The 20,148-nt window shown below is 57.4% G+C and carries 17 protein-coding genes and 1 tRNA gene; 13 read left to right on the top strand and 5 right to left on the bottom strand.

The window, feature by feature from the left end:
• Nucleotides 1-155 precede the first annotated feature (155 nt).
• From ACR3FC_RS13835 to ACR3FC_RS13775, 13 genes are all read left to right on the top strand, one after another.
• Entirely contained in the window at nucleotides 156-1,070 is a 915-nt protein-coding gene (locus tag ACR3FC_RS13835) for a 5-bromo-4-chloroindolyl phosphate hydrolysis family protein (RefSeq protein ID WP_480475737.1), read from the top strand.
• 30 nt (nucleotides 1,071-1,100) lie between these two features.
• On the top strand, nucleotides 1,101-2,291 hold the full coding sequence (locus tag ACR3FC_RS13830; RefSeq protein ID WP_480475735.1) for a toxic anion resistance protein: 1,191 nt from the start codon (nucleotides 1,101-1,103) through the stop codon (nucleotides 2,289-2,291).
• Nucleotides 2,292-2,340: 49 nt separating this feature from the next.
• Nucleotides 2,341-3,261 (top strand): DUF2927 domain-containing protein, encoded by a 921-nt coding sequence (locus tag ACR3FC_RS13825; RefSeq protein WP_480476918.1) that lies wholly within the window; start codon nucleotides 2,341-2,343, stop codon nucleotides 3,259-3,261.
• Between the two features lie 21 nt (nucleotides 3,262-3,282).
• Entirely contained in the window at nucleotides 3,283-4,428 is a 1,146-nt protein-coding gene (locus ACR3FC_RS13820; RefSeq protein ID WP_480475733.1) for an SPFH domain-containing protein, read from the top strand.
• A gap of 47 nt (nucleotides 4,429-4,475) precedes the next feature.
• A complete protein-coding gene (locus tag ACR3FC_RS13815; protein ID WP_480475731.1) occupies nucleotides 4,476-5,579 on the top strand; it encodes a TFIIB-type zinc finger domain-containing protein in 1,104 nt (367 codons plus the stop codon).
• 65 nt (nucleotides 5,580-5,644) lie between these two features.
• Nucleotides 5,645-6,313: a nitroreductase gene (locus ACR3FC_RS13810; RefSeq protein ID WP_480475729.1), complete on the top strand. Its 669-nt coding sequence runs from the start codon at nucleotides 5,645-5,647 to the stop codon at nucleotides 6,311-6,313.
• 40 nt (nucleotides 6,314-6,353) lie between these two features.
• On the top strand, nucleotides 6,354-6,791 hold the full coding sequence (gene dtd / locus ACR3FC_RS13805) for a D-aminoacyl-tRNA deacylase (protein WP_480475727.1): 438 nt from the start codon (nucleotides 6,354-6,356) through the stop codon (nucleotides 6,789-6,791).
• Entirely contained in the window at nucleotides 6,791-7,894 is a 1,104-nt protein-coding gene (locus ACR3FC_RS13800) for a glycerate kinase type-2 family protein (RefSeq protein WP_480475724.1), read from the top strand. The genes dtd and ACR3FC_RS13800 overlap by 1 nt, the downstream gene beginning before the upstream one ends.
• Before the next feature lie 234 nt (nucleotides 7,895-8,128).
• Nucleotides 8,129-9,712 carry an ABC transporter substrate-binding protein gene (locus ACR3FC_RS13795; RefSeq protein ID WP_480475722.1) on the top strand — a complete coding sequence of 528 codons (1,584 nt, stop codon included), beginning with the start codon at nucleotides 8,129-8,131 and terminating at the stop codon, nucleotides 9,710-9,712.
• A 15-nt stretch (nucleotides 9,713-9,727) separates the two neighbouring features.
• The gene (locus tag ACR3FC_RS13790; RefSeq protein ID WP_209504642.1) at nucleotides 9,728-10,684 is read left to right on the top strand and encodes an ABC transporter permease; all 957 of its coding nucleotides are present in this window, start codon (nucleotides 9,728-9,730) and stop codon (nucleotides 10,682-10,684) included.
• Complete coding sequence (locus tag ACR3FC_RS13785) at nucleotides 10,684-11,499, top strand: ABC transporter permease (RefSeq protein ID WP_480475720.1); 816 nt, start codon at nucleotides 10,684-10,686, stop codon at nucleotides 11,497-11,499. The genes ACR3FC_RS13790 and ACR3FC_RS13785 overlap by 1 nt, the downstream gene beginning before the upstream one ends.
• On the top strand, nucleotides 11,496-13,133 hold the full coding sequence (locus ACR3FC_RS13780) for an ABC transporter ATP-binding protein (RefSeq protein WP_480475718.1): 1,638 nt from the start codon (nucleotides 11,496-11,498) through the stop codon (nucleotides 13,131-13,133). The genes ACR3FC_RS13785 and ACR3FC_RS13780 overlap by 4 nt, the downstream gene beginning before the upstream one ends.
• 156 nt (nucleotides 13,134-13,289) lie before the next feature.
• Nucleotides 13,290-14,126 (top strand): alkaline phosphatase family protein, encoded by an 837-nt coding sequence (locus tag ACR3FC_RS13775; RefSeq protein WP_480475716.1) that lies wholly within the window; start codon nucleotides 13,290-13,292, stop codon nucleotides 14,124-14,126.
• Between the two features lie 10 nt (nucleotides 14,127-14,136).
• On the opposite strand, the gene ACR3FC_RS13770 is transcribed toward ACR3FC_RS13775, so the two are convergent.
• From ACR3FC_RS13770 to ACR3FC_RS13750, 5 genes are all read right to left on the bottom strand, one after another.
• Nucleotides 14,137-15,060 carry an alpha/beta hydrolase gene (locus ACR3FC_RS13770; RefSeq protein WP_480475714.1) on the bottom strand — a complete coding sequence of 308 codons (924 nt, stop codon included), beginning with the start codon at nucleotides 15,058-15,060 and terminating at the stop codon, nucleotides 14,137-14,139.
• 12 nt (nucleotides 15,061-15,072) lie between these two features.
• A complete protein-coding gene (locus ACR3FC_RS13765; RefSeq protein WP_480475712.1) occupies nucleotides 15,073-16,962 on the bottom strand; it encodes an acyl-CoA synthetase in 1,890 nt (629 codons plus the stop codon).
• A gap of 159 nt (nucleotides 16,963-17,121) precedes the next feature.
• Nucleotides 17,122-18,942: an ABC transporter transmembrane domain-containing protein gene (locus tag ACR3FC_RS13760; RefSeq protein WP_480475710.1), complete on the bottom strand. Its 1,821-nt coding sequence runs from the start codon at nucleotides 18,940-18,942 to the stop codon at nucleotides 17,122-17,124.
• A 127-nt stretch (nucleotides 18,943-19,069) separates the two neighbouring features.
• A tRNA-Gly gene (locus ACR3FC_RS13755) sits at nucleotides 19,070-19,143 on the bottom strand.
• A 103-nt stretch (nucleotides 19,144-19,246) separates the two neighbouring features.
• Nucleotides 19,247-20,119: a MurR/RpiR family transcriptional regulator gene (locus ACR3FC_RS13750; RefSeq protein ID WP_267364875.1), complete on the bottom strand. Its 873-nt coding sequence runs from the start codon at nucleotides 20,117-20,119 to the stop codon at nucleotides 19,247-19,249.
• Nucleotides 20,120-20,148 lie beyond the last annotated feature (29 nt).

The raw sequence follows: 20,148 nt of genomic DNA, 5'->3' as shown, positions 1-20,148 counted from the left end.
CCCTAGCGCCAAGCATGCGTATCCCCTAAATTTTCTGTGATTGCTGCTATTTGGGGAGCGTGATGTCCGGAAGCGGAGTGCAAAAATTCGCCTACGCCGTATTGCTGGTGCTTTTGTTTGGCGTGTGCACAGGCGTGCTTGGGGGCTTGTAACGCATGGCAAAGCGATTTGGCGGCAAATACAGCCCTCAGGACAAGGCGTCCGGTGACACTCTTCAGCCCCGTGGACAATTCGATGGCGCGCGGGTCGAACCTGCGGGTGCACGGGCCAATGTCCTGTTCATACCGGCGATCCCATTGGTATTTCTGTCGCTGAACGACGGCGCGATTGGCATGACCATTGGTCTGATCGCAGCTGGCCTGCTGACGGCAGCTGCGTTTTTGCTGCGCGAAGGTCTGCGGGCCGAAGCCGCGTTTAACGCCCGTAAAACCGCCCGCCGACCTGCTTTTCCGCGTAAAATCTTTGCCAGCCTTCTGACAGGTCTGGGTGCCGCTTTTGCGTCGTACCGGACCGAGTTTCTGAATGCGGAAACGGCATCACAAGTCAGCCTGCTTGCCCCCGTCTTGTTCGGCGCGGCAGCAACCGTGCTGCACTCGGCCTCCTTCGGGTTTGATCCGATGAAGGACAAAGGCATGGAAGGAATTGACACCTTTCAGCAAGATCGCGTTGCCCGGGTCGTTGAGGATGCGGAAAACCGTCTTTCCGAGATGACGGACGCCATCAAACGCGCGGGTGATCGCCGGATCGAAGCCCGTTTGGAACGGTTTCAGGACACTGCACGTGACCTTTTTCGAACGGTTGAGGAAGACCCCCGCGATCTGGCGGGCGCGCGAAAATACATGACGGTTTATCTACAGGGCGCGCGTGATGCGACGGTCAAGTTCGCCGATGTCTATGCCCGGACCCGCGATGCGCAGGCGATGACGGACTACGTCGCGCTGCTGGATGACCTAGAACAGAATTTCGCCGCGCGTACGCGCAAAATGCTATTGGATGACCGCAGTGATCTGACGGTCGAAATCGACGTGCTGCGCGAAAGACTGCAGCGCGAAGGCGTCCGGTTGGACTGACCGGCCATTATTTGAGCGAGGAACATCCCCATGTCCGATGAGATCAAGAACAAGGCGGCTCAGGCCGAAACACTGGTGCAGGAACTCACCGCAGTTGCCCTGCCCGAACCAAAGGCCGAGGTTATCTCGCTTGAAGAAGCCGACGAACCAGTGAGTGCCGAGATCCGCAAGCGCATGGACGAGATCGACATGAGCAACACCAATTCGATTGTTGCTTTCGGATCTTCCGCTCAGGCCGAATTGCAGGAAATCAGTCAGGCCATGCTGGCGGATGTGCGCAACAAGGATGTAGGCCCCGCAGGCGACAGCCTGCGCAATATCGTGACCACGATCCGCGGGTTTTCGGTCAGTGAGCTGGACGTGCGCCGCGAGCGCAGCTGGTGGGAAAGGCTGCTGGGCAGGGCCGCGCCATTTGCGAAATTCACCGCTCAGTTTGAAGAAGTTCAGGGGCAAATCGACCGCATAACCGACGATCTACTGGGGCATGAGCATACACTGCTCAAGGACATCAAATCGCTGGACCTGCTGTACGAAAAAACACTGGGCTTCTATGATGAACTGGCGCTGTACATCGCGGCGGGTGAAGAAAAGCTGACCGAATTGGACAGCCACGACATCCCCGAAAGGGAAGCTGCCGTTCAGGCCGCGCCAGAAGAAGAACAAGTGATGAAAGCACAGGAACTGCGTGACATGCGCGCCGCGCGTGACGATCTGGAGCGCCGCGTGCACGATCTGAAACTGACCCGTCAGGTCACGATGCAGTCGCTGCCTTCGATCCGGCTGGTGCAGGAGAACGACAAGTCTCTGGTCACAAAGATCAACTCGACGCTGGTGAACACCGTGCCGCTGTGGGAAACGCAACTGGCACAGGCCGTTACCATTCAGCGCAGCGCCGAAGCTGCCGCCGCGGTGCGCGACGCCAACGATCTGACCAACGAACTTTTGACCTCGAATGCTGCCAATCTGCGCCAATCGAACAAGATGATACGCGAGGAAATGGAACGCGGCGTGTTCGATATCGAAGCTGTCAAAAAGGCCAACGCAGACCTGATCGGCACCATCAACGAAAGCCTTGCCATTGCGGATGAAGGAAAAGCCAAACGTGCCGCGGCCGAGGCCGAGCTGCAGAAGATGGAGGTGGAACTGCGCGACACTTTGGCGTCTGCCAAGGCCCGACGGGACGGGACCGGCGACAACGCCGGTACGGCAGTTCCAGGCTAAAGGCGGGAGTGGCGTGAAGGCCTACGAATATCTGAAAAAGGCGCTGGGGATGGCGGCGGTTTTGGCTTTGGCCAATTGCGATGAAACACTGACTTCCTCGATTCCACCGCAAGCGCGCCCAGCGCCTGTTTCTGTTGCGGCGAATGCCTATGTACCGCCCTCTGCCGCAAGTCAGGATTTGGCGCGGTTTTACCAGCGTGTCGAACGCGACCTTTTGGTGCGGGGGTTATTGCGGACAGACGGGGGCGGTCCTGATACACCTTATGACGCCCAGGATCTGGCGCGAAATTTCGAAACGATTGCGTTCTACAGCGAATATCCGACCCAAAACGTTTCCATCGGTTCGCGCCAGACAGACGGGCAGCTCAGCCGGTGGTCGGGGCCGGTGCGCATCCAGACCGAGTTTGGGCCTTCCGTGCTGCCCGCCGTACGGCAACAAGATGCGGAACGGGTTCAATCCTTTGCGTCGCGCCTGGCGAGGCTGACGGATCATCCGATTTCCGTGGTCTCCCGAAACGCTAACTTCCACGTCTTCTTCGCGGGCAAGGACGACAGCGCCTATGTGGTGTCCCGACTGAAACAGCTGATCCCGAATATCAGTCAGGCTTCGCTTGATCTGGTCGCAAATCCGAGATCGAATTTCGATTGTTTTGTTTTTGCCTCGGCGACAACGGCCTCTCCGTATAAATATGTGCGCGCCGTTGCGTTGATCCGGGCCGAATTGACTGATCTGGTCCGTCGCAGCTGTATCCACGAAGAAATCGCACAGGGGCTGGGATTGTCGAACGATAGCCCGGCAGCACGCCCATCGATCTTCAATGATGATGACGAGTTTGCCCTGCTGACGAGCCATGACGAAAAACTGCTGACAATGCTTTATGACAAGCGGCTTGAGCCCGGCGTGACAGTCGATCAGGCCCGCCCCATCGTGCATGTCATTGCCCGGGAATTGATGGGGCAGCCGCTCTGACCCAAGGACAGGAGAACCCAAATGGGAATATTCGATTTTCTGACCGGAGAATTCATTGACGTCATCCATTGGGTTGACGACACTCGCGACACCATGGTCTGGCGGTTCGAGCGTGAAGGCCATGAAATCAAATACGGTGCCAAGCTGACGGTGCGGGAAGGTCAGGCGGCAGTATTTGTGCACGAGGGGCAGCTGGCGGATGTGTTCACGCCAGGTCTCTATATGCTTGAGACTAACAACATGCCGATCCTGACCACGTTACAGCACTGGGATCATGGCTTTCAGTCGCCGTTCAAGTCCGAGATCTACTTTGTCAACACGACCCGGTTCAACGACCTGAAATGGGGGACCAAGAACCCGATCATGCTGCGCGACCCCGAGTTTGGGCCGACCCGCATTCGTGCCTATGGCACCTATACCGTGCGCGTAAAAGACCCGGCCAGGTTCCTTGTGGAAATCGTTGGAACCGACGGCGAATTCACCATGAACGAGATCAGCTTTCAGGTCCGCAACATCATCGTGCAAGAATTCAGCCGCGTGATTGCGGGATCTGGCATTCCCGTATTGGACATGGCAGCAAACACGGCTGATCTGGGCAAACTGATCGCGGCCGAAGTTTCCCCGGTGCTGGAAGGCTATGGGCTGGAAATGCCAGAATTCTACATCGAGAATATTTCGCTTCCGCCAGCGGTCGAGGCCGCGTTGGACAAGCGGACCTCGATGGGATTGGCCGGAGATCTGGGTAAATTCACACAGTATTCCGCGGCGGAGGCGATGACGGCTGCGGCCAGCAACCCCAACCAAGGCGGTGGCATGGGCGCAGGTCTTGGCATGGGAATGGGCATGGCAATGGCACAGCAGATGTCAAACATCGCAGCAGGCCAGCCAAGCGGCCCGTGGGGAGCGCCCGCCCCCGCTGCCCCGCGACCGGCAGCCTATGTGGCCCCGCCGACGCCACCGGTCGAGCATGTTTGGCATATCGCCGTAGATGGGCAGACCAGCGGCCCGTTTTCCAAAGCCAGGATGGGCAGAATGGTCAGCGAGGGCGATCTGACGCGCGACACCTATGTCTGGACCGCGGGCCAGGACGGCTGGAAGAAGGCCGGAGACGTGCAGGAACTGGCGCAGTTGTTCACCATTCTGCCGCCACCGCCGCCGGGGGCCTGACCAAAACGCGATACTCCTCCATCTGTCCTGACACTATTGGGTAATGTATGACACACGCCCCTGACCTTGCAGAGCACCGCTTCCCCTGCCAGCAATGCGGCGCAGATTACCGGTTCAGCCCTGGCGATGGTACGCTGACATGTGATCATTGTGGTCATTCCGAACCCATCGGATCGGGTCCCTGGCAAGGTGCCAGCCTGCGCGAACTGGATTTTGACGCGGCCATTGCGGATCGTCTGCCTGACAGCGAGCTGGAACAGACCCGCGTTCTGTCCTGTCCGAACTGCGCGGCGCAGGTTGAATTCGACCCCAATACGCACGCTGCGGAATGCCCGTTCTGTGCCACGCCGGTGGTAACCGACACCGGTGTGAACCGGCATATCAAACCGAAGGGCGTTCTGCCTTTTGCTTTCGACGAGCGCGAGGCGCATAAGGCGATGAGCGATTGGCTGGGGCGGTTATGGTTCGCGCCAAACGGGTTGAAGGATTATGCCCGCAAGGGCCGCAAGATGCAGGGCATCTATGTGCCTTACTGGACCTTTGATGCCGACACCAAGTCCACCTACCGTGGTGAGCGCGGCGTGATTTATTATGAAACCCACACCGTGATACGGGACGGTAAACGGGTTCAGCAACAGGTGCCAAAAGTGCGCTGGTCGCCCAAATCAGGTCGTGTTGCGCGGTTTTTTGATGACGTTCTGGTGCTGGCCTCGCAGTCGCTGCCCAAGGCTTACACTGACGCGTTACAGCCTTGGGATCTGCCGGCACTTGAACCTTACCAGCCAGAATACCTCGCCGGGTTTCGCGCCGAGGCGTATACGGTTGAACTCAAAGAGGGCTATACCGAGGCCCGCGCGCATATGGCGCGCGTGATCGAACGGGATGTTCGCTTCGATATTGGGGGTGACAAGCAGCGTATCCACGCGGTGGACACCGAGGTGCGCGATGTCACCTTCAAACATATTCTGCTGCCGATCTGGATGGCGGCTTACAAATATCGCGGGCAGACCTATCGATTTGTGGTGAACGGTCGAACCGGGCGGGTTCAGGGGGAACGTCCCTGGTCAGCCATCAAGATCACGATTGCCGTTGTTCTGGGCCTGCTTGTTGCCGGGGTTGTCGGGTATCTGGCAGCCAACGGGCAGCAATAGCAACTGCTTGTACATCTCGCGCGGCATGATCAGCCTAAGGGTCGGAACATAACAACGAGGCGCTAGTGTCATTTGCAGAACTGAATAACCTTCTGGAGAAACGCCATTCCTGCCGGGCCTTCCTGCCCGACCCTGTACCAAAGGAGCAGATCGAACAAATCGTGGCCAGCGCGGCCCGGGTCCCAAGCTGGTGTAACGCGCAGCCGTGGCAATTGGTGATCACAAGCGGCGCAGAGACCGACAGGTTCCGCGCGGCGATGCAAAACGAAGCTGAAACAGGCGCACCGGCCCCCGATCTTCCGTTTCCCGCGTCATATTCAGGCGTCTATCAAGACCGCCGCCGCGCGTGCGGTTGGGCGCTTTATGAAGCAGTCGGTGTGGAACGCGGGGACCGGGCAGGATCGGCCCAACAAATGATGCGCAATTTCGCTCTGTTCGATGCACCGCATTGCGCCATCGTCTCAAGCCCGGCGGAACTTGGGCCATATGGCGCAATGGATTGCGGAGGGTTTGTTACGGCTTTTTCGTTGGCAGCGCAGGCGTTGGGCGTGGCAACCATTCCTCAGGCCGCATTAGCTGCGTATGGCCCGTTCCTGCACAGATATTTTCAGATCCCGGAAGACCGCCTGATCCTGTGCGCAATCTCCTTTGGGTATTCAGACAGAAAGCATCCCGCAAATAACTTTCGCACAGATCGTGCCGCGCTGGGTGACTTTGTCGACTGGCGCGGCTAAACCATCGCTCAGGCAAGATAATCGCCAAGGGGGGAACCGCGTGCGCGCATTGCTGCAAAGAGTTTCGCAAGCCAAAGTATCGGTCGATGGCAATGTCATTGGCGCATCCGGTCCGGGGCTTTTGATTCTTGTCTGCGCCATGCAGGGGGACGATGAAGCCCAGGCTGAAAAACTGGCCCGAAAAACCGCCAGACTCAGGATCTTCAAGGACGACGCGGGCAAGATGAACCGCTCGCTTCTGGATGTAAAAGGGTCAGCCTTGGTGATCAGCCAGTTTACATTGGCGGCAGATACAACAAGCGGTAACAGGCCGGGGTTTTCAACTGCAGCACCGCCCGAACTTGGCGAGCATCTGTATAACACCTTCGCAAACTACCTTGCTGCGCAAGGTGTAGCGGTGGAAACTGGACAATTCGGGGCCGACATGGCCGTTGAACTTGTCAACGACGGACCGGTCACAATCTGGGTGGAGACTTGATGGATACTGAAAAGCAAGCCGTTCAACTTTGGCGCGCCGGGGTTGAGGCCGTTGATGGATACACCGCCACCGAGGCCGCCCTGCACGACATCCCGAAACCGGACCGTATTCTGGCCGTAGGCAAGCCCGCCGCCGCCATGGCACGGGCGGCCTTGGCGCGGTTCGGCACGGTTCCCACGCTTGTTGTGACCAAGGACGATCACGGCCGTGACTTGCCGGACACTGTCGAGGTGATCGAAGCCTCGCACCCGGTTCCGGACAACCGCAGCCTTGAAGGCGGGCGTGCTCTGCGTAAGGCGCTGGAACAGATGGACCCCGGATCACATGTGCTGCTTCTGGTGTCGGGTGGCGCATCTTCGCTGGCCGAAGACCTTTTGCCCGGAAAATCACTGAACGATCTCGAAGCATTGAACCGCAAGTTGCTTTCAGAGGGGATGGATATCGGTGCGATGAACGCTGAGCGGCGCAAACTGTCCCGCATCAAAGGCGGGGGGTTACTGTCGCACTTTGCGGGCGCGCGCGCGACCGTTCTGGCCATCTCGGATGTACCGGGCGACGACCTCAATGTCATTGGATCGGGTATCGGCGCTTTGCCTTCCAGCCACACATTTGGGGCCACCACTCGGATCGTGGCCTCAAACGCCCATGCCCGCAATGCGGTTGTGCAAGCCGCCGAAGCAGCTGGGCTAAAGGTTTGGGCCAATGAAGAGGCGCTGCATGATGACTATCTGAAGGTCGCCGCACATCTTGGCCAACTGCTGCGCGGAATGGAAAAAGGCGTGATGGTCTTCGGTGGGGAACCGACTGTGGTCTTGCCGGATCACCCAGGGCGCGGTGGACGAAACCAGGCACTGGCACTTGCGCTGGCGCAGGAGATTGCCGGGCAGTCAAACCTGACAGTTGTTGTCGGCGGAACGGACGGCACAGACGGACCGACCAATGCGGCAGGGGGAATCATTACCGGTGCAACATGGAACGACAGCGGGATGACTGCGCTTATAAATGCTGACAGCGGGTCGTTTCTGGACAAAGCACAAGCCTTGCTGACAACCGGGCCAACTGGCACCAATGTCATGGACCTGGTTGTCGCAATACGTGGATGAATTGACGCATATCGCACCGCGCCGTACCGCAAAGGCTCGGAAACTGGCCTGAAACAGAATTGTATCATAGTATTCTTGTGGAAAGGGCATCGCGCCAAACAAAGTTACTTGCGCTTCGGCCTTCGGCATCAAGGAGAAATATCCTTGCCCGGTCCGCCGAAATAAGTCAACGTTGACTCATGCGTCAACAAAAACCCGAAAAGGGTTAAAACCACTCGATAGGGAGAATACTCGATGAACGAACAAATCACGCATATGGCCGGTCAGGTCACAGCCGGAAAAATGACCCGCCGCGAATTCATGGGGAAAGCCGCGGCGCTGGGTGTTTCGGCTGCGATGGCCAGCACACTGTTCGCGGACGCCGCTCGGGCTGCTGGGCCGAAAAAGGGCGGTGATTTGAAGATCGGCTCTGTCGGTGGCGAATCGACGAACTCTCTGGACCCCGCAACTTACGCCAGCCAAGTGCCTGCGCTTAACGGTCGCCAATTCGGTGACACGCTTGTGGTTGTAGCGCCGGACGGCTCGATTGAATCGCGCCTGTCCGAAAGCGTCGAAGCCAGCGCAGACGCCAAAGTTTGGAACTTCAAGATCCGGCAGGGCGTTGAATTTCACAACGGCAAGACACTTACCAGCGAAGACGTGCTGAAGACCATGCAGCGCCATTCGGACGAAAACTCGAAATCTGGTGCCCTAGGCATCATGAAAGAGATTGAGTCGATGAAAGTTGACGGCGATGTCTTCTCTGTCACCTTGAACAGCCCGAACGCTGACTTGCCCTACCTCATGGCAGACTATCACCTGATCATTCAGCCAGGCGGTGGCCTCGAAAATCCAGGTGCAGGTATCGGTACCGGTCCGTACAAGTTGGAAGTCGATGAGCCGGGTGTGCGTCACGTCTTTAGGAAGTTCGAGAATTACTGGGCGGATGATGCGCACTTTGACAGTGTCGAGATAATCGCGATCAATGATTCCACGGCTCGGACTGCGGCACTTCAGTCCGGTCAGGTTCACCTTATCAACCGGGTTGAACCCAAGGTTGCAGGACTACTGGGTCGCGCACCGGGCCTCAGTGTACAACCCACGACAGGTCGCGGGCATTACGTCTTTATCATGCATTCGGACACAGCACCGTACGACAATCTCGATCTACGACTGGCTTTGAAATATGCGATCAACCGCGAGGAGCTGGTTGAGAAGATTCTACAGGGCTATGGCAGTGTCGGTAACGACATTCCAATCAATGCGGCCTATCCGCTCTTTGATGATACGATCCCGCAACGTCCGTTCGATCTCAAAAAGGCAGCTGAACACTACAAGAAGTCTGGCCACGACGGATCACCGATCGTACTGCGCACGTCTGAAGTTGCCTTCCCGGGCGCTGTGGACGCGGCTCAGCTCTTCCAACAAAGCGCCGCTGCCGCCGGTATCCCGCTCGTGGTCGAACGCGTGCCGGGTGATGGATATTGGTCTGAAGTCTGGAACGTGCAACCCTTCTGCGCCTCTTACTGGACTGGCCGCCCGGTACAGGATCAGATGTATACCACCGCGTATCTTTCGACCGCCGACTGGAATGACACACGCTGGAAACGGCCCGAGTTCGATGACATGCTGAATAAAGCAAAGGGTGAACTCGACACCGCCAAGCGTAAAGAGTTGTACTCCCAGATGGGTCGACTGCTTAACGAAGAGGGCGGTCTGATTTGTCCGATGTTCAACCAGTTTCTCGACGGTGTCAGCGATCAGTTGGCCGGTTGGGAACCTGATCCCTATGACGAATTAATGGGTGGACAAGCCAGCCGCAAAATGTGGTTCGCGTAAAACAGGCCACGGATCATGCATCCTATCATCAAACTGGTTTCCCAGCGCCTCGCGCTGGGACTCCTATTGCTGTTTGGCGCTTCGGCCCTGATTTTTGGCCTGACCGAAGCCCTTCCCGGAGACGCAGCGCAAGCCGTCCTGGGGCAGTCCGCAACCCCCGAGGCCCTTGCAAACCTGCGCGAAGAAATGGGCCTGAACCGGCCTGCCCTGACCCGCTATTTCGAATGGCTGGGCGGTATCGTTCAAGGTGATTTGGGTCAGTCCCTGACCAACAAGCTGGACATTGCGGAAAGCATTGGCAAACGGTTGGGCAACACGTTGTTTCTGGCATGCGCCGCAGCCGTGGTTTCGGTTCCGCTTGCCATCTTCCTGGGCTTGCTGGCAGTTCGCTACCGCAACCGCTGGCCGGACAAGCTGATCTCTGCCATCACGCTTACGACAGTGTCGATACCAGAGTTTCTGATCGGCTACGTGGTGATCTACTATGTCTCGGTAAAGCTGGGCTGGTTTTCCTCGCTTGCGATGATCAACGACTCGATGTCATTCGGGCAAAAACTCAATGCGATCGCGTTGCCCGCTTTCGTGCTGACGCTGGTGGTCTTGGCGCAGATGATGCGCATGACCCGCGCGGCGATCCTCAACCTGATGCAGTCAGCCTATATCGAAACGGCGGAACTGAAGGGGTTGTCAAACTTTCAGGTCATTGCGCGACACGCCTTTCCGAACGCGATCTCGCCCATTGTAAACGTGGTGATGCTGAACCTGGCCTATCTGGTCGTGGGTGTTGTCGTGGTCGAAGTGGTGTTCGTTTATCCCGGCATGGGACAATACCTTGTGGACTCGGTGACCAAGCGTGACGTGCCGGTCGTGCTGGCGTGCGGTGTGGTCTTTGCCGCCGTCTATATCGGGCTGAACATGGTGGCCGATATCGTGTCGATCCTGGCCAACCCAAGACTGAGGCATCCGAAATGATGAAGAATATTCCAATTTCGGCGATGATCGGTCTGTTTTTCACAGGTCTCTATTTCTTTGTCGCCTTAGCCGCGCCTTTGATTGCGCCCTACGGCATGGCCGAAGTGGTTGGCGATGTGTGGGAGCCATCAAGCGCCGAACACCTGTTGGGCACCGACAATATAGGTCGGGATCTGCTGACACGCATGATCTACGGCGGGCGTACGACGATCTTCATTGCGGCTGCGGCTACGATCCTCAGCTTTGTAACCGGCACGTCGCTGGGTTTGCTGGCTGCGGTTCTGGGCGGTTGGGCTGATCAGGTTCTCAGCCGGGCAGTTGATCTGGTCATGTCGATCCCGACCCTGATCCTGGCACTGGTCATTCTGGCCATTGTCCCGGTGACAGTCCCGATCCTGATCCTGGTGATGGGTCTTCTGGACGCGACACGCCCGTATCGCCTGTCGCGGTCGGTTGCCGTCGACATCAACGTGATGGATTATGTCGAGGCCGCCAAGTTGCGCGGCGAAGGCCGTGCCTGGATCATCTTCCGTGAAATCCTGCCAAACGCCCTGTCACCGCTGGTGGCCGAGTTTGGGCTGCGGTTTATCTTTATGGTCCTCTTCATCTCGACCCTTTCGTTTCTGGGGCTGGGCGTTCAGCCACCGCTGGCCGACTGGGGCGGCATCGTGAAGGAAAACAAGGACGGCATCGTTTATGGCATCGGCGCAGCTTTGTACCCAGCTGTGGCCATCGCGACGCTGGCGATCTCGGTCAACCTTGTCGCTGACTGGGTCCTGAACAGAACCACATCGCTGAAAGGAGGCCGGGGATGAGTGATACCCTTCTCAAGGTCCGTGACCTCAAGATCGGTGCAACGGTCTATCCACCGGGTGAAAAACCCCATGACATCGAAATCGTGCACGGGGTCAGTTTTGACCTCGAACGCGGCAAGGTGCTGGGCCTGATCGGAGAATCCGGTGCCGGTAAGTCCACCATCGGCCTCGCTTCTATGGCCTATGGCCGGGGCGGTGTTGAAATTACCGGCGGCGAGGTTTGGGTAAACGGGCGCGATATTCTGAAATCGTCGCATGGCGATATCCGCAATCTGCGCGGGGGTGAGGTTGCGTATGTGTCGCAATCCGCAGCCGCGTCGTTCAACCCGGCAAAGAAGATCATGGATCAGGTTGTCGAAGCTGCGGTCGAGCACAAGAAATTTTCGCGAAAAGAGGCCGAAGGCCGCGCGCGGGAACTGTTTGCCAAACTAGGCCTACCCGACCCGGATAATATCGGCGAACGCTACCCACACCAGGTTTCAGGCGGACAGTTGCAGCGATGCATGACGGCGCTGGCGCTGTGCCCTGAACCCGATCTGGTGGTGTTCGATGAACCCACCACGGCACTGGATGTGACCACGCAAATCGACGTGCTGATGGCGATCAAAGAAGCCATTCGCGATACCGGTGTTGCTGCTCTCTACATCACGCACGACCTTGCGGTCGTGGCGCAAGTCAGCGACGAAATCATGGTTTTGCGGATGGGGAATACGGTTGAATACGGGTCAACCGATCAGATCATCAACAACCCGCAGGAAGAGTACACGCAGGCTCTGGTCTCGGTCCGTTCGATCGAGCACGAGGAAAAACAGCCCACAGCGGAACCGCTGCTGAGCGTTGACGGTATCACCGCGCGCTACAAGGGGTTGAATTTCGACGTGCTGCACAACGTCAATGTCGAGCTTCATCCGGGTCAGACGCTGGCGGTTGTGGGTGAATCCGGGTCGGGTAAATCGACACTTGCCCGAGTGATCACCGGCCTGCTGCCGCCGCGCGACGGCGAGATTACGTTTGCCGGACGCAAGCTTTCGCCTGACCTTGCCGGACGATCCCGCGAGGACCTGCGCGAGTTGCAGATGATCTATCAGATGGCTGACGTGGCAATGAACCCGCGCCAGACAGTGGGTACGATCATCGGACGCCCGCTGGAGTTCTACTTCAACATGCGCGGTGCCGAAAAGCGCAAACGGGTCGTCGAACTGCTGGACGAGATCGAGTTGGGCGAGAAGTTCATCGACCGTTATCCGGCCGAGTTGTCCGGTGGCCAAAAGCAACGCGTCTGCATCGCGCGGTCACTGGCAGCCAAGCCCAAGATGATCATCTGTGACGAAGTGACATCGGCGCTCGACCCGCTTGTAGCGGACGGTATCCTCAAACTGCTGCTGGATTTGCAGAAGATCGAGGATGTGGCCTATCTGTTCATCACCCACGATCTGGCGACGGTTCGGGCGATCAGCGACAGCATCGCGGTGATGTATCAGGGACGCGTGGCTCGTTATGGTCCAAAGAGTCAGGTGCTCAGCCCGCCATTCGACGACTATACAGACCTTCTGCTGAGCTCGGTGCCCGAGATGCATCTGGGCTGGCTGGAAGAGGTCGTTGCCCATCGCAAAATGGAAAGTGCGGGGAACTGATCTCTGCGCCTGTAACATCACTTTGAAGAAATGGATTCCCGGCGTTTTGCACCTTGGCTGACGTCGGGAATTTATTATTTGGGACGCGATTTGGCAGGCGCGTGGTTTCAACTCGCGTATCGTCCGCATGAAATACTCAGATCAAAGGGCCAAGCCATGGACCGTAAACTACTATTGATCATTCTGGACGGAGTACCATACCGGAATTTCCGCCGCCTGTTCGGCAACCTCGAAGGCTGGGTCGACAGCGGCGAAGCTCGGGTGTGGAAGCACCGCGCAGTGCTGCCTTCAACTTCGGCCAGTTGCTATGCATCGATCCATACGGGCGTAACGCCGCAAGAACACGGCTGCACCGGAAACGGCAACGTCTTTCGCCTGAGCCATAAGGATGTCTTTAGCCAGGTACGTGAGGCCGGCGGCGTGACTGGGGCTGTCACACACAGTTTTTGGTCGCAGTTCTTCAACCGTCACCCGTTCGACTATGTCCGCGACGTCGAATATGACGAGCCAGAGAGCCAGACCATCAATCACGGTCGCTTTCACAGCATGACCGGCTACGGCAAAGACAACCAGATGACCCCGTCCGACGTCGATCTATTTGCCACCTTGACCAATCTGTGTCTGCGCTTTGGGCTGGACTATGGCATCCTGCACACCTGTACACTGGACAGCATGGGGCACCGTTTCTATCACGACTGCGAAGAAATGGATCATGCCTGCTTTGTTGCAGACGAGATGCTGGCCCCGTTCATCCCTCGCTGGCGCCAATTGGGGTATGAGGTGATCGTCACCGCCGATCATGGCCAAGACGAGCGCGGACACCACGGAGGGCGCAGCCCCCTGCAACAGGAAACCGCGCTGTATTACTTCGGCGATGCCGACGGGCCTGACGTAGAAACCGTAATCGACCAGATCCAATTGGCCCCGACCATTCTGAGCCGATTGGGTGCGCCCCTCGCAGACACGATGAGGGCTAAGCCGTTCCTGATGTAACTGACTCACTTCAGTCGTAGGGCCAGATCTCTTGCCCCAGTGCTTCGATAGCGACCGAGATCCGTTCGAAGCTGTCTGCTGCGCGCTTTACCGAGGTTCGCGCACGTAGGTACCCATGAACAAGGCCAGGTTCGTTGATCCAATGGGCCTGACCACCAGCCGCGCTTATCCGCTCGCAATAGACCTTCCCGTCATCGCGGAGCGGGTCACAGTCAGCGGTAATCACAACAGTTGGCGGCAGTTTCGAAAAATCATTGTCCTGTAGCGGCGCATAAGTCGGATCGCCTTGCGGATGGGCGCCTGTGTATCGGACGGTTTCATAGAATTTGATGTCGTCCAGTGTCAGTAAAGGAGCATGGGCGTGCTCAAGATATGAGCCGCGCGATTGATCTCCGCCAAGGCTGGGGTAGACCAGGACTTGCCCCAGAATATTGTCCAGCCGCCCGCGCGCATGGTGGGCAATAGCTGCTGACAAATTTCCTCCCGCGCTGTCCCCGGCCAGAACCAGCGGGTCGCCATACTCGGCCGCCGCCCATTTCACAGCTGTCCAGCAATCCTGGAACTGCGCTGGATGCACATGTTCAGGACACAGCCTGTAGTCGACTGAAACGACGCGGTATCCCGTCTGCGCACAAAACTCGGCACAGACATCATCGTGGCTGTCCAACCCGCCAACGACAAAGCCACCACCATGAAAATACACAACAGTTCGGGTCGGATGCCCGGCGGTATAATGGCGGACCGGCACGCCATCGGCGTACAGGTCCTGGGTTTCGACACCGGCAGGGCGCGGTTGGCGAAACTGCTTGCACATCGTGTCATAGACCCGACGCTGGTCCTCGATGGACAAATCGACCGCATCATCCGGATAGCTTTCGGCCGTGCGGCGTATGAACGCCCAGGTTTCTTCGTCGATCAGGCGTTCATAGTCCATTGTTCCTCCGGCTTATTTGGACCACTCCCAGGGCCGGGTATATGCGCCCAGCACTTTCGAGACATCGTCTTCCGAAGATCCGTTCGCGTCAAGCTGCGCGACAAGGCCACGCTTTTTATCGTCGATCACCAGAACAACCCGCGCAGCAAGACCCGCAGCGTCAAGAGCACCGTTGTAGATGCGGGTGATGGCGTGTTTGCGCAGGTCCGGCTTGAAAACCTTGCCGACGGCAGTTTTCGGCAACTCGTCAAGAATGGTTATATGCTTGGGTTGTGCGGCTCGCTCATGCACGTGAACTTTGCAATATTCCAGCAGCTCATTTTCAGTGACCGACGCCCCATCAACCAATTCGACAAAGGCGCAGGGCACTTCGCCCGAATGCGCGTCTGGCTGACCGATCGCTCCTGCGAAGGCAACTGCATTGTGACCCAGCAGCGCCTCTTCGATTTCGGCAGGATCGATATTGTGACCACCGCGAATGATCAGGTCCTTGGCGCGACCGGTGATCCAAAGGTAGCCGTCTTCGTCAAACCGCCCCAGGTCGCCCGTACGCAGGTACTTGTCAAAGTGATAAAGACCAATGTTCTTTTCGGCCTCTGTATACGTGTTGCCTGCATACACACCGGGATTCGAGATGCAGATCTCACCAATCTGATCAGTGCCGCACTCTGTCGGCCCATCCGGCCCGTCCAGCAGGATTTTGACATCCGTATAGGGGAACGGAATACCGATCGAACCGATCTTTTTCTCGCCATCCACAGGGTTGCACGAGACCAGACAGGTGGCCTCGGTCAGGCCGTAGCCTTCGACGATGGTGACGCCCGTCGCCTCTTCAAAGCGGCGGAACAACTCCACCGGCAGTGGCGCCGAACCCGAAAAGGCGGTTTTCACGCTTGAGATATCTGCATCCACCGGGCGTTGCATCTTGGCTGATATGGCGGTTGGAACAGTGATGATAAAGCTCACTTTCCAGCGCTCGATCAGCTTCCAGAAATTGTCGAACACACCGTCACCGCGATAACCTGCAGGTGTCGGGAAAATCACATGTGCACCCGACGACACGGCCGCCATCACGATAACATGCACGGCAAAGACGTGGAACATCGGCAGCGGGCACATGATGACGTCATTCTCATCAAACAACAGCGTGTTGCCTAGCCAGCCGTTGTAGATCAGACCCGAGTATTTATGCTGCGCCACCTTGGGCATCCCGGTGGTCCCACCGGTGTGGAAATAACAAGCAACGCGATCTTCTTTGCTGTCCTCGAATGTCAGCGTCGCCGGTTGCTTGGCAAGTTCCTTGTTGAAGTTTTTGTAATCCGCGTGCGCCAGCTTTTCTTTTTCGCCCATCTTGGGGCGCAGGAAGGGAACCAGCCACGACTTGGGCGGCGTCAGGTACCGGTTCAGGTCGATTTCCAGAATGGTGTTGACCTTGGGCGCGTGGCGCACCGCCTCTTCTACCTTTTGTGCAACATCTGTTTTCGGGAAAGACTTTAGTGTAACAACCACTTTGGCGCCTGTCTCGCGCAGGATCGCCGCAATCTGCTCGGGCTCCAGCAACGGATTGATCGGGTTCACGATTCCCGCAACTGCACCGCCCATCATTGTAATCAGTGTTTCGTTACAGTTTGGCAGCACATAGGCCACCACGTCTTTTTCACCGACACCCAGCGAGCGGAACAGGTTTGCCGCCTGATTGACCTTGCCCAGAAGTTCCGACCAGGTCAGGGTCTCAGCCTTGTCCGTGGGCCCGGACAGTAGCTGAAAACTGATGGCGTTGTGGTTGGGAAATCTCTCTGCCGTGCGCGACAGGAGCTGATGGAAGGTGACAGGCAGATCCCGATCCTCCCACGACATTTCCTGTTCCATGCGCGTTTTGTCTTCCAATCCCACAAAGGCCATGTGGTTCCTCCCGTTTTTCTCCCGTGTTTTTGCACGAGCTTGTTGTTCGCATCCAAGATGGAAGCAAAACAAACCTCGCGCAAGCGAGGCCTTAGCTTTGAAAGAGAGTAAACTGTAGAATGACGCTACGGCGAATTCACAAATGCCCGAGCGTCACTCCTATTCTGCTGCTACGCCATCGGTGAACTGCAACCGTGCGAGGCGCGCATATAGCCCATCCTGGGACACCAGATCATCATGGCTGCCCTGCGCCACGATACGGCCCTCGTCCAGCACGACAATGCGGTCGGCTTTCTTTACGGTGGCCAATCTGTGCGCAACAATCAGGGTCGTGCGGCCGGCACGCATCTGATCCACGGCGCCCTGCACCGCTCGCTCACTCTCCGCATCAAGAGCTGAGGTCGCCTCGTCCAGCAGCAGCACAGGTGCGTCGCGCAATATGGCGCGGGCGATTGCGATACGCTGCTTTTGCCCACCCGACAGCATGACACCGCGTTCGCCGACAAAACTGTCATACCCATCGGGCAATGCGGCAATGAAATCATGTGCGATGGCTGCACGGGCTGCGGCTTCTACTTCGGCATCCGTTGCGTCCAGACGACCGAAACGAATGTTTTCGCGGGCTGAGGCGGCAAAGATCACTGGATCCTGCGGCACCAATGACATGTACTTTCGGAAATCTGTGCGATCCAGTTCCCGCAGATCATGGCCATCCAACATCACCCGGCCCGAATTTGGGTCATAGAACCGTTGAATCAATTGAATGATCGTCGTCTTGCCCGCCCCTGACGGTCCGACAAAGGCAACGGTCTCGCCCGGGTTTACCTGAAGCGACAAGTGATCCAGCGCGATTGTATCGGGGCGCGCTGGATAGCGAAAACTTACATCTTCGAACCGGATTTCGCCCCGGACGTCCTTTGGCAAAGGAGCGGGTTTGGCCGGGTCCGAAACCGTATCTTCGGCATTCAGCAACTCGACAAGACGCTCGGTGGCTCCGGCGGCGCGCTGAAGCTCGCTCCAAATCTCGGACAGGGCCGCGACTGAGCCCGCCATGATGATCGAGTAGATCACGAATTGAATCAGAACGCCCTCGGTCATCACACCGTTGCGCACGTCATTTGCACCCATCCACAGAACGCCAACGATGCCTGAAAATACAAGAAAGATCACAATCACCGTCAGCACCGCGCGCGTCTGAATCCGACGCAGCGAAACGGTATAGGACATCTCGGTCATCTCATCAAATTGCTGGCGGCTGGCCTGTTCGTGGGTAAAGGCCTGCACGGTCTGCACCGCCCCCAATGCCTCGCCCGCGTTTCCGGATGACGCAGCGATCCAATCCTGGTTTTCACGGCTGATCACGCGCAAACGCCGACCCAGAATCAATATCGGCACTACCACCACGGGGATAAGCAGCAAGACAAGCCCGGTCAGCTTGGCCGAGGTCAACAGCATCAGAACCAGCCCGCCGATAAACATCAGCATATTGCGCAGCGCGATGGAAACAGATGAGCCAAGAACCGATTGGATGAGGGTCGTGTCGGTGGTAATCCTGCTCAGCACTTCACCGGTCATAATACGTTCGTAGAATTCGGGGCTCATGCCGATCACGCGATCGAACACAGCCTTGCGGATATCGGCAACCACACGTTCCCCCAACCGTGTGACCAACGCATATCTGATACCGGTTCCCGCAGCCAGAACAGCGGCAATGCCCAACGCTGCCAAAAAGTACCAGTCCAGCAATTCACCGTCCTGAATGCGGAAATTGTCAACCACGCGTCGCACGGCCAATGGCAGGGTCAACGTCATGCTGGCCGTCAGGATCAGAGCCAGTGTCGCCCCGATCATCAATAACCTGTAAGGCTTCATAAAGGGCCAGAGCGACCCCAGCACCCCGATTTTCCTTGAGCGGGCCCGCTCTTCGCTAGCGCCAGGAGCCGCTGATTGTGCTGGTTTATTGGCGGTCTGTCTTGCCATGTCCGGCCCTTGTGAATTGAACGCTACAAAGTGAACGCTTTCTTGGCCTCAGCCGTCGTTCCGGTCAAGCATTCCTGCCAAAAACAGCCAGCCATAAGGGCCATTTGACGCAGAAATCAGTGGGGATTGGAGCGGGTAGACGGAATCGAACCGACATAGCCTGCTTGGAAGGCAGGGGCTTTACCATTAAGCTATACCCGCAAATGGTTTGCGCTGGTTAAGTCATGCGCCGGGGCGCGTCAAGCGGGAAGTGTGAAAATTCGCGCGACCAAAACCGTGATATTTCCCGGTGGATGTACGGCCTTCAATCGTGACTGCGGAATATCCGCGTCGAGGAGAAAAACCGCTCAAGTTCCTCAATGCGTTCCTTGCTTTCTTCCCACCGTGCCTCTTGCACTTCAGCGATCAGGGTTTCCGATATCAGCTGCAATGCAATTGTTGAATCCCAGCTGGATGGTGCCTCGACCAGTGCGTGAAAGGTGTAATTGGCGGTCTTGCCTATCGGTGATCCCCACTGGTCGGTGAACAGGATAACCGTCACACCGCGGTTGGACGCGACCTGCGCCAGCTTCTCGAGATAGGCCTCGTATCTGCGGATATCAAAAATCACCAGAACCGAGGTTTCATCCATATCAAGCAGGTACTGCGGCCAAACGTTTGCCGAATTGCCCAGCATCGTCACATTGGGTCGAATAATCTGCATGTGATTGAACAGATAGTCCGCATTTGAACGTGTGATACGCCCGCCCACGACGTAAAGATGGCGATCCGTGTTTGCCAGAAGCTGGGCAACGGTGTCGAACATCTCTTTGTCCAGACGTTCCAGCGTGTGGCGCATATTTGTCCAAACGGCCTGCGCAAACCGCGTTGTGGGGTGTTCCGCCTCGTCATCCACAACCCAGGCATCCCGTTTCGAGATCGGCTTTTTGATCTGTGCCGCAACCTCTTCTCGCAGGGCATCCTGCAGGGCGGGAAAACCGTCGAAACCCAGCTTGCGTGCCATACGTATGACCGTCGGGGTCGAGACCTGCGCCGCAGCGGCCAGCTTGGTGATCGATTGCAAGCCGGTCATCGGGTAATCCTGCAAAAGTACCGAGGCCAGCTGCCGTTCTGACCGTGTCAGATCGTCAAGCTCTTCCTGGATCCGCTGTTTGACAAGTTTCGCAACGGTGGCCATCGGCACCTTCGTTTCTCAAATTTTCTACA

It is taken from the genome of Ruegeria sp. AF3 (genome assembly GCF_056536285.1).
The sequence above is the reverse complement of the archived record's forward strand: the minus strand, read 5'-3'. Positions and strand labels throughout refer to the sequence as shown.

What these genes read in the sequence shown, in the direction of transcription:
- ACR3FC_RS13835 (WP_480475737.1), top strand. Translation starts at nt 156, where the DNA reads ATGGCAAAGCGATTTGGCGGCAAATACAGCCCTCAGGACAAGGCGTCC.
- ACR3FC_RS13830 (WP_480475735.1), top strand. Translation starts at nt 1,101, where the DNA reads ATGTCCGATGAGATCAAGAACAAGGCGGCTCAGGCCGAAACACTGGTG.
- ACR3FC_RS13825 (WP_480476918.1), top strand. Translation starts at nt 2,341, where the DNA reads ATGGCGGCGGTTTTGGCTTTGGCCAATTGCGATGAAACACTGACTTCC.
- ACR3FC_RS13820 (WP_480475733.1), top strand. Translation starts at nt 3,283, where the DNA reads ATGGGAATATTCGATTTTCTGACCGGAGAATTCATTGACGTCATCCAT.
- ACR3FC_RS13815 (WP_480475731.1), top strand. Translation starts at nt 4,476, where the DNA reads ATGACACACGCCCCTGACCTTGCAGAGCACCGCTTCCCCTGCCAGCAA.
- ACR3FC_RS13800 (WP_480475724.1), top strand. Translation starts at nt 6,791, where the DNA reads ATGGATACTGAAAAGCAAGCCGTTCAACTTTGGCGCGCCGGGGTTGAG.
- ACR3FC_RS13795 (WP_480475722.1), top strand. Translation starts at nt 8,129, where the DNA reads ATGAACGAACAAATCACGCATATGGCCGGTCAGGTCACAGCCGGAAAA.
- ACR3FC_RS13790 (WP_209504642.1), top strand. Translation starts at nt 9,728, where the DNA reads ATGCATCCTATCATCAAACTGGTTTCCCAGCGCCTCGCGCTGGGACTC.
- ACR3FC_RS13785 (WP_480475720.1), top strand. Translation starts at nt 10,684, where the DNA reads ATGAAGAATATTCCAATTTCGGCGATGATCGGTCTGTTTTTCACAGGT.
- ACR3FC_RS13780 (WP_480475718.1), top strand. Translation starts at nt 11,496, where the DNA reads ATGAGTGATACCCTTCTCAAGGTCCGTGACCTCAAGATCGGTGCAACG.
- ACR3FC_RS13775 (WP_480475716.1), top strand. Translation starts at nt 13,290, where the DNA reads ATGGACCGTAAACTACTATTGATCATTCTGGACGGAGTACCATACCGG.
- ACR3FC_RS13770 (WP_480475714.1), bottom strand. Translation starts at nt 15,060, where the DNA reads ATGGACTATGAACGCCTGATCGACGAAGAAACCTGGGCGTTCATACGC.
- ACR3FC_RS13765 (WP_480475712.1), bottom strand. Translation starts at nt 16,962, where the DNA reads ATGGCCTTTGTGGGATTGGAAGACAAAACGCGCATGGAACAGGAAATG.
- ACR3FC_RS13760 (WP_480475710.1), bottom strand. Translation starts at nt 18,942, where the DNA reads ATGGCAAGACAGACCGCCAATAAACCAGCACAATCAGCGGCTCCTGGC.
- ACR3FC_RS13750 (WP_267364875.1), bottom strand. Translation starts at nt 20,119, where the DNA reads ATGGCCACCGTTGCGAAACTTGTCAAACAGCGGATCCAGGAAGAGCTT.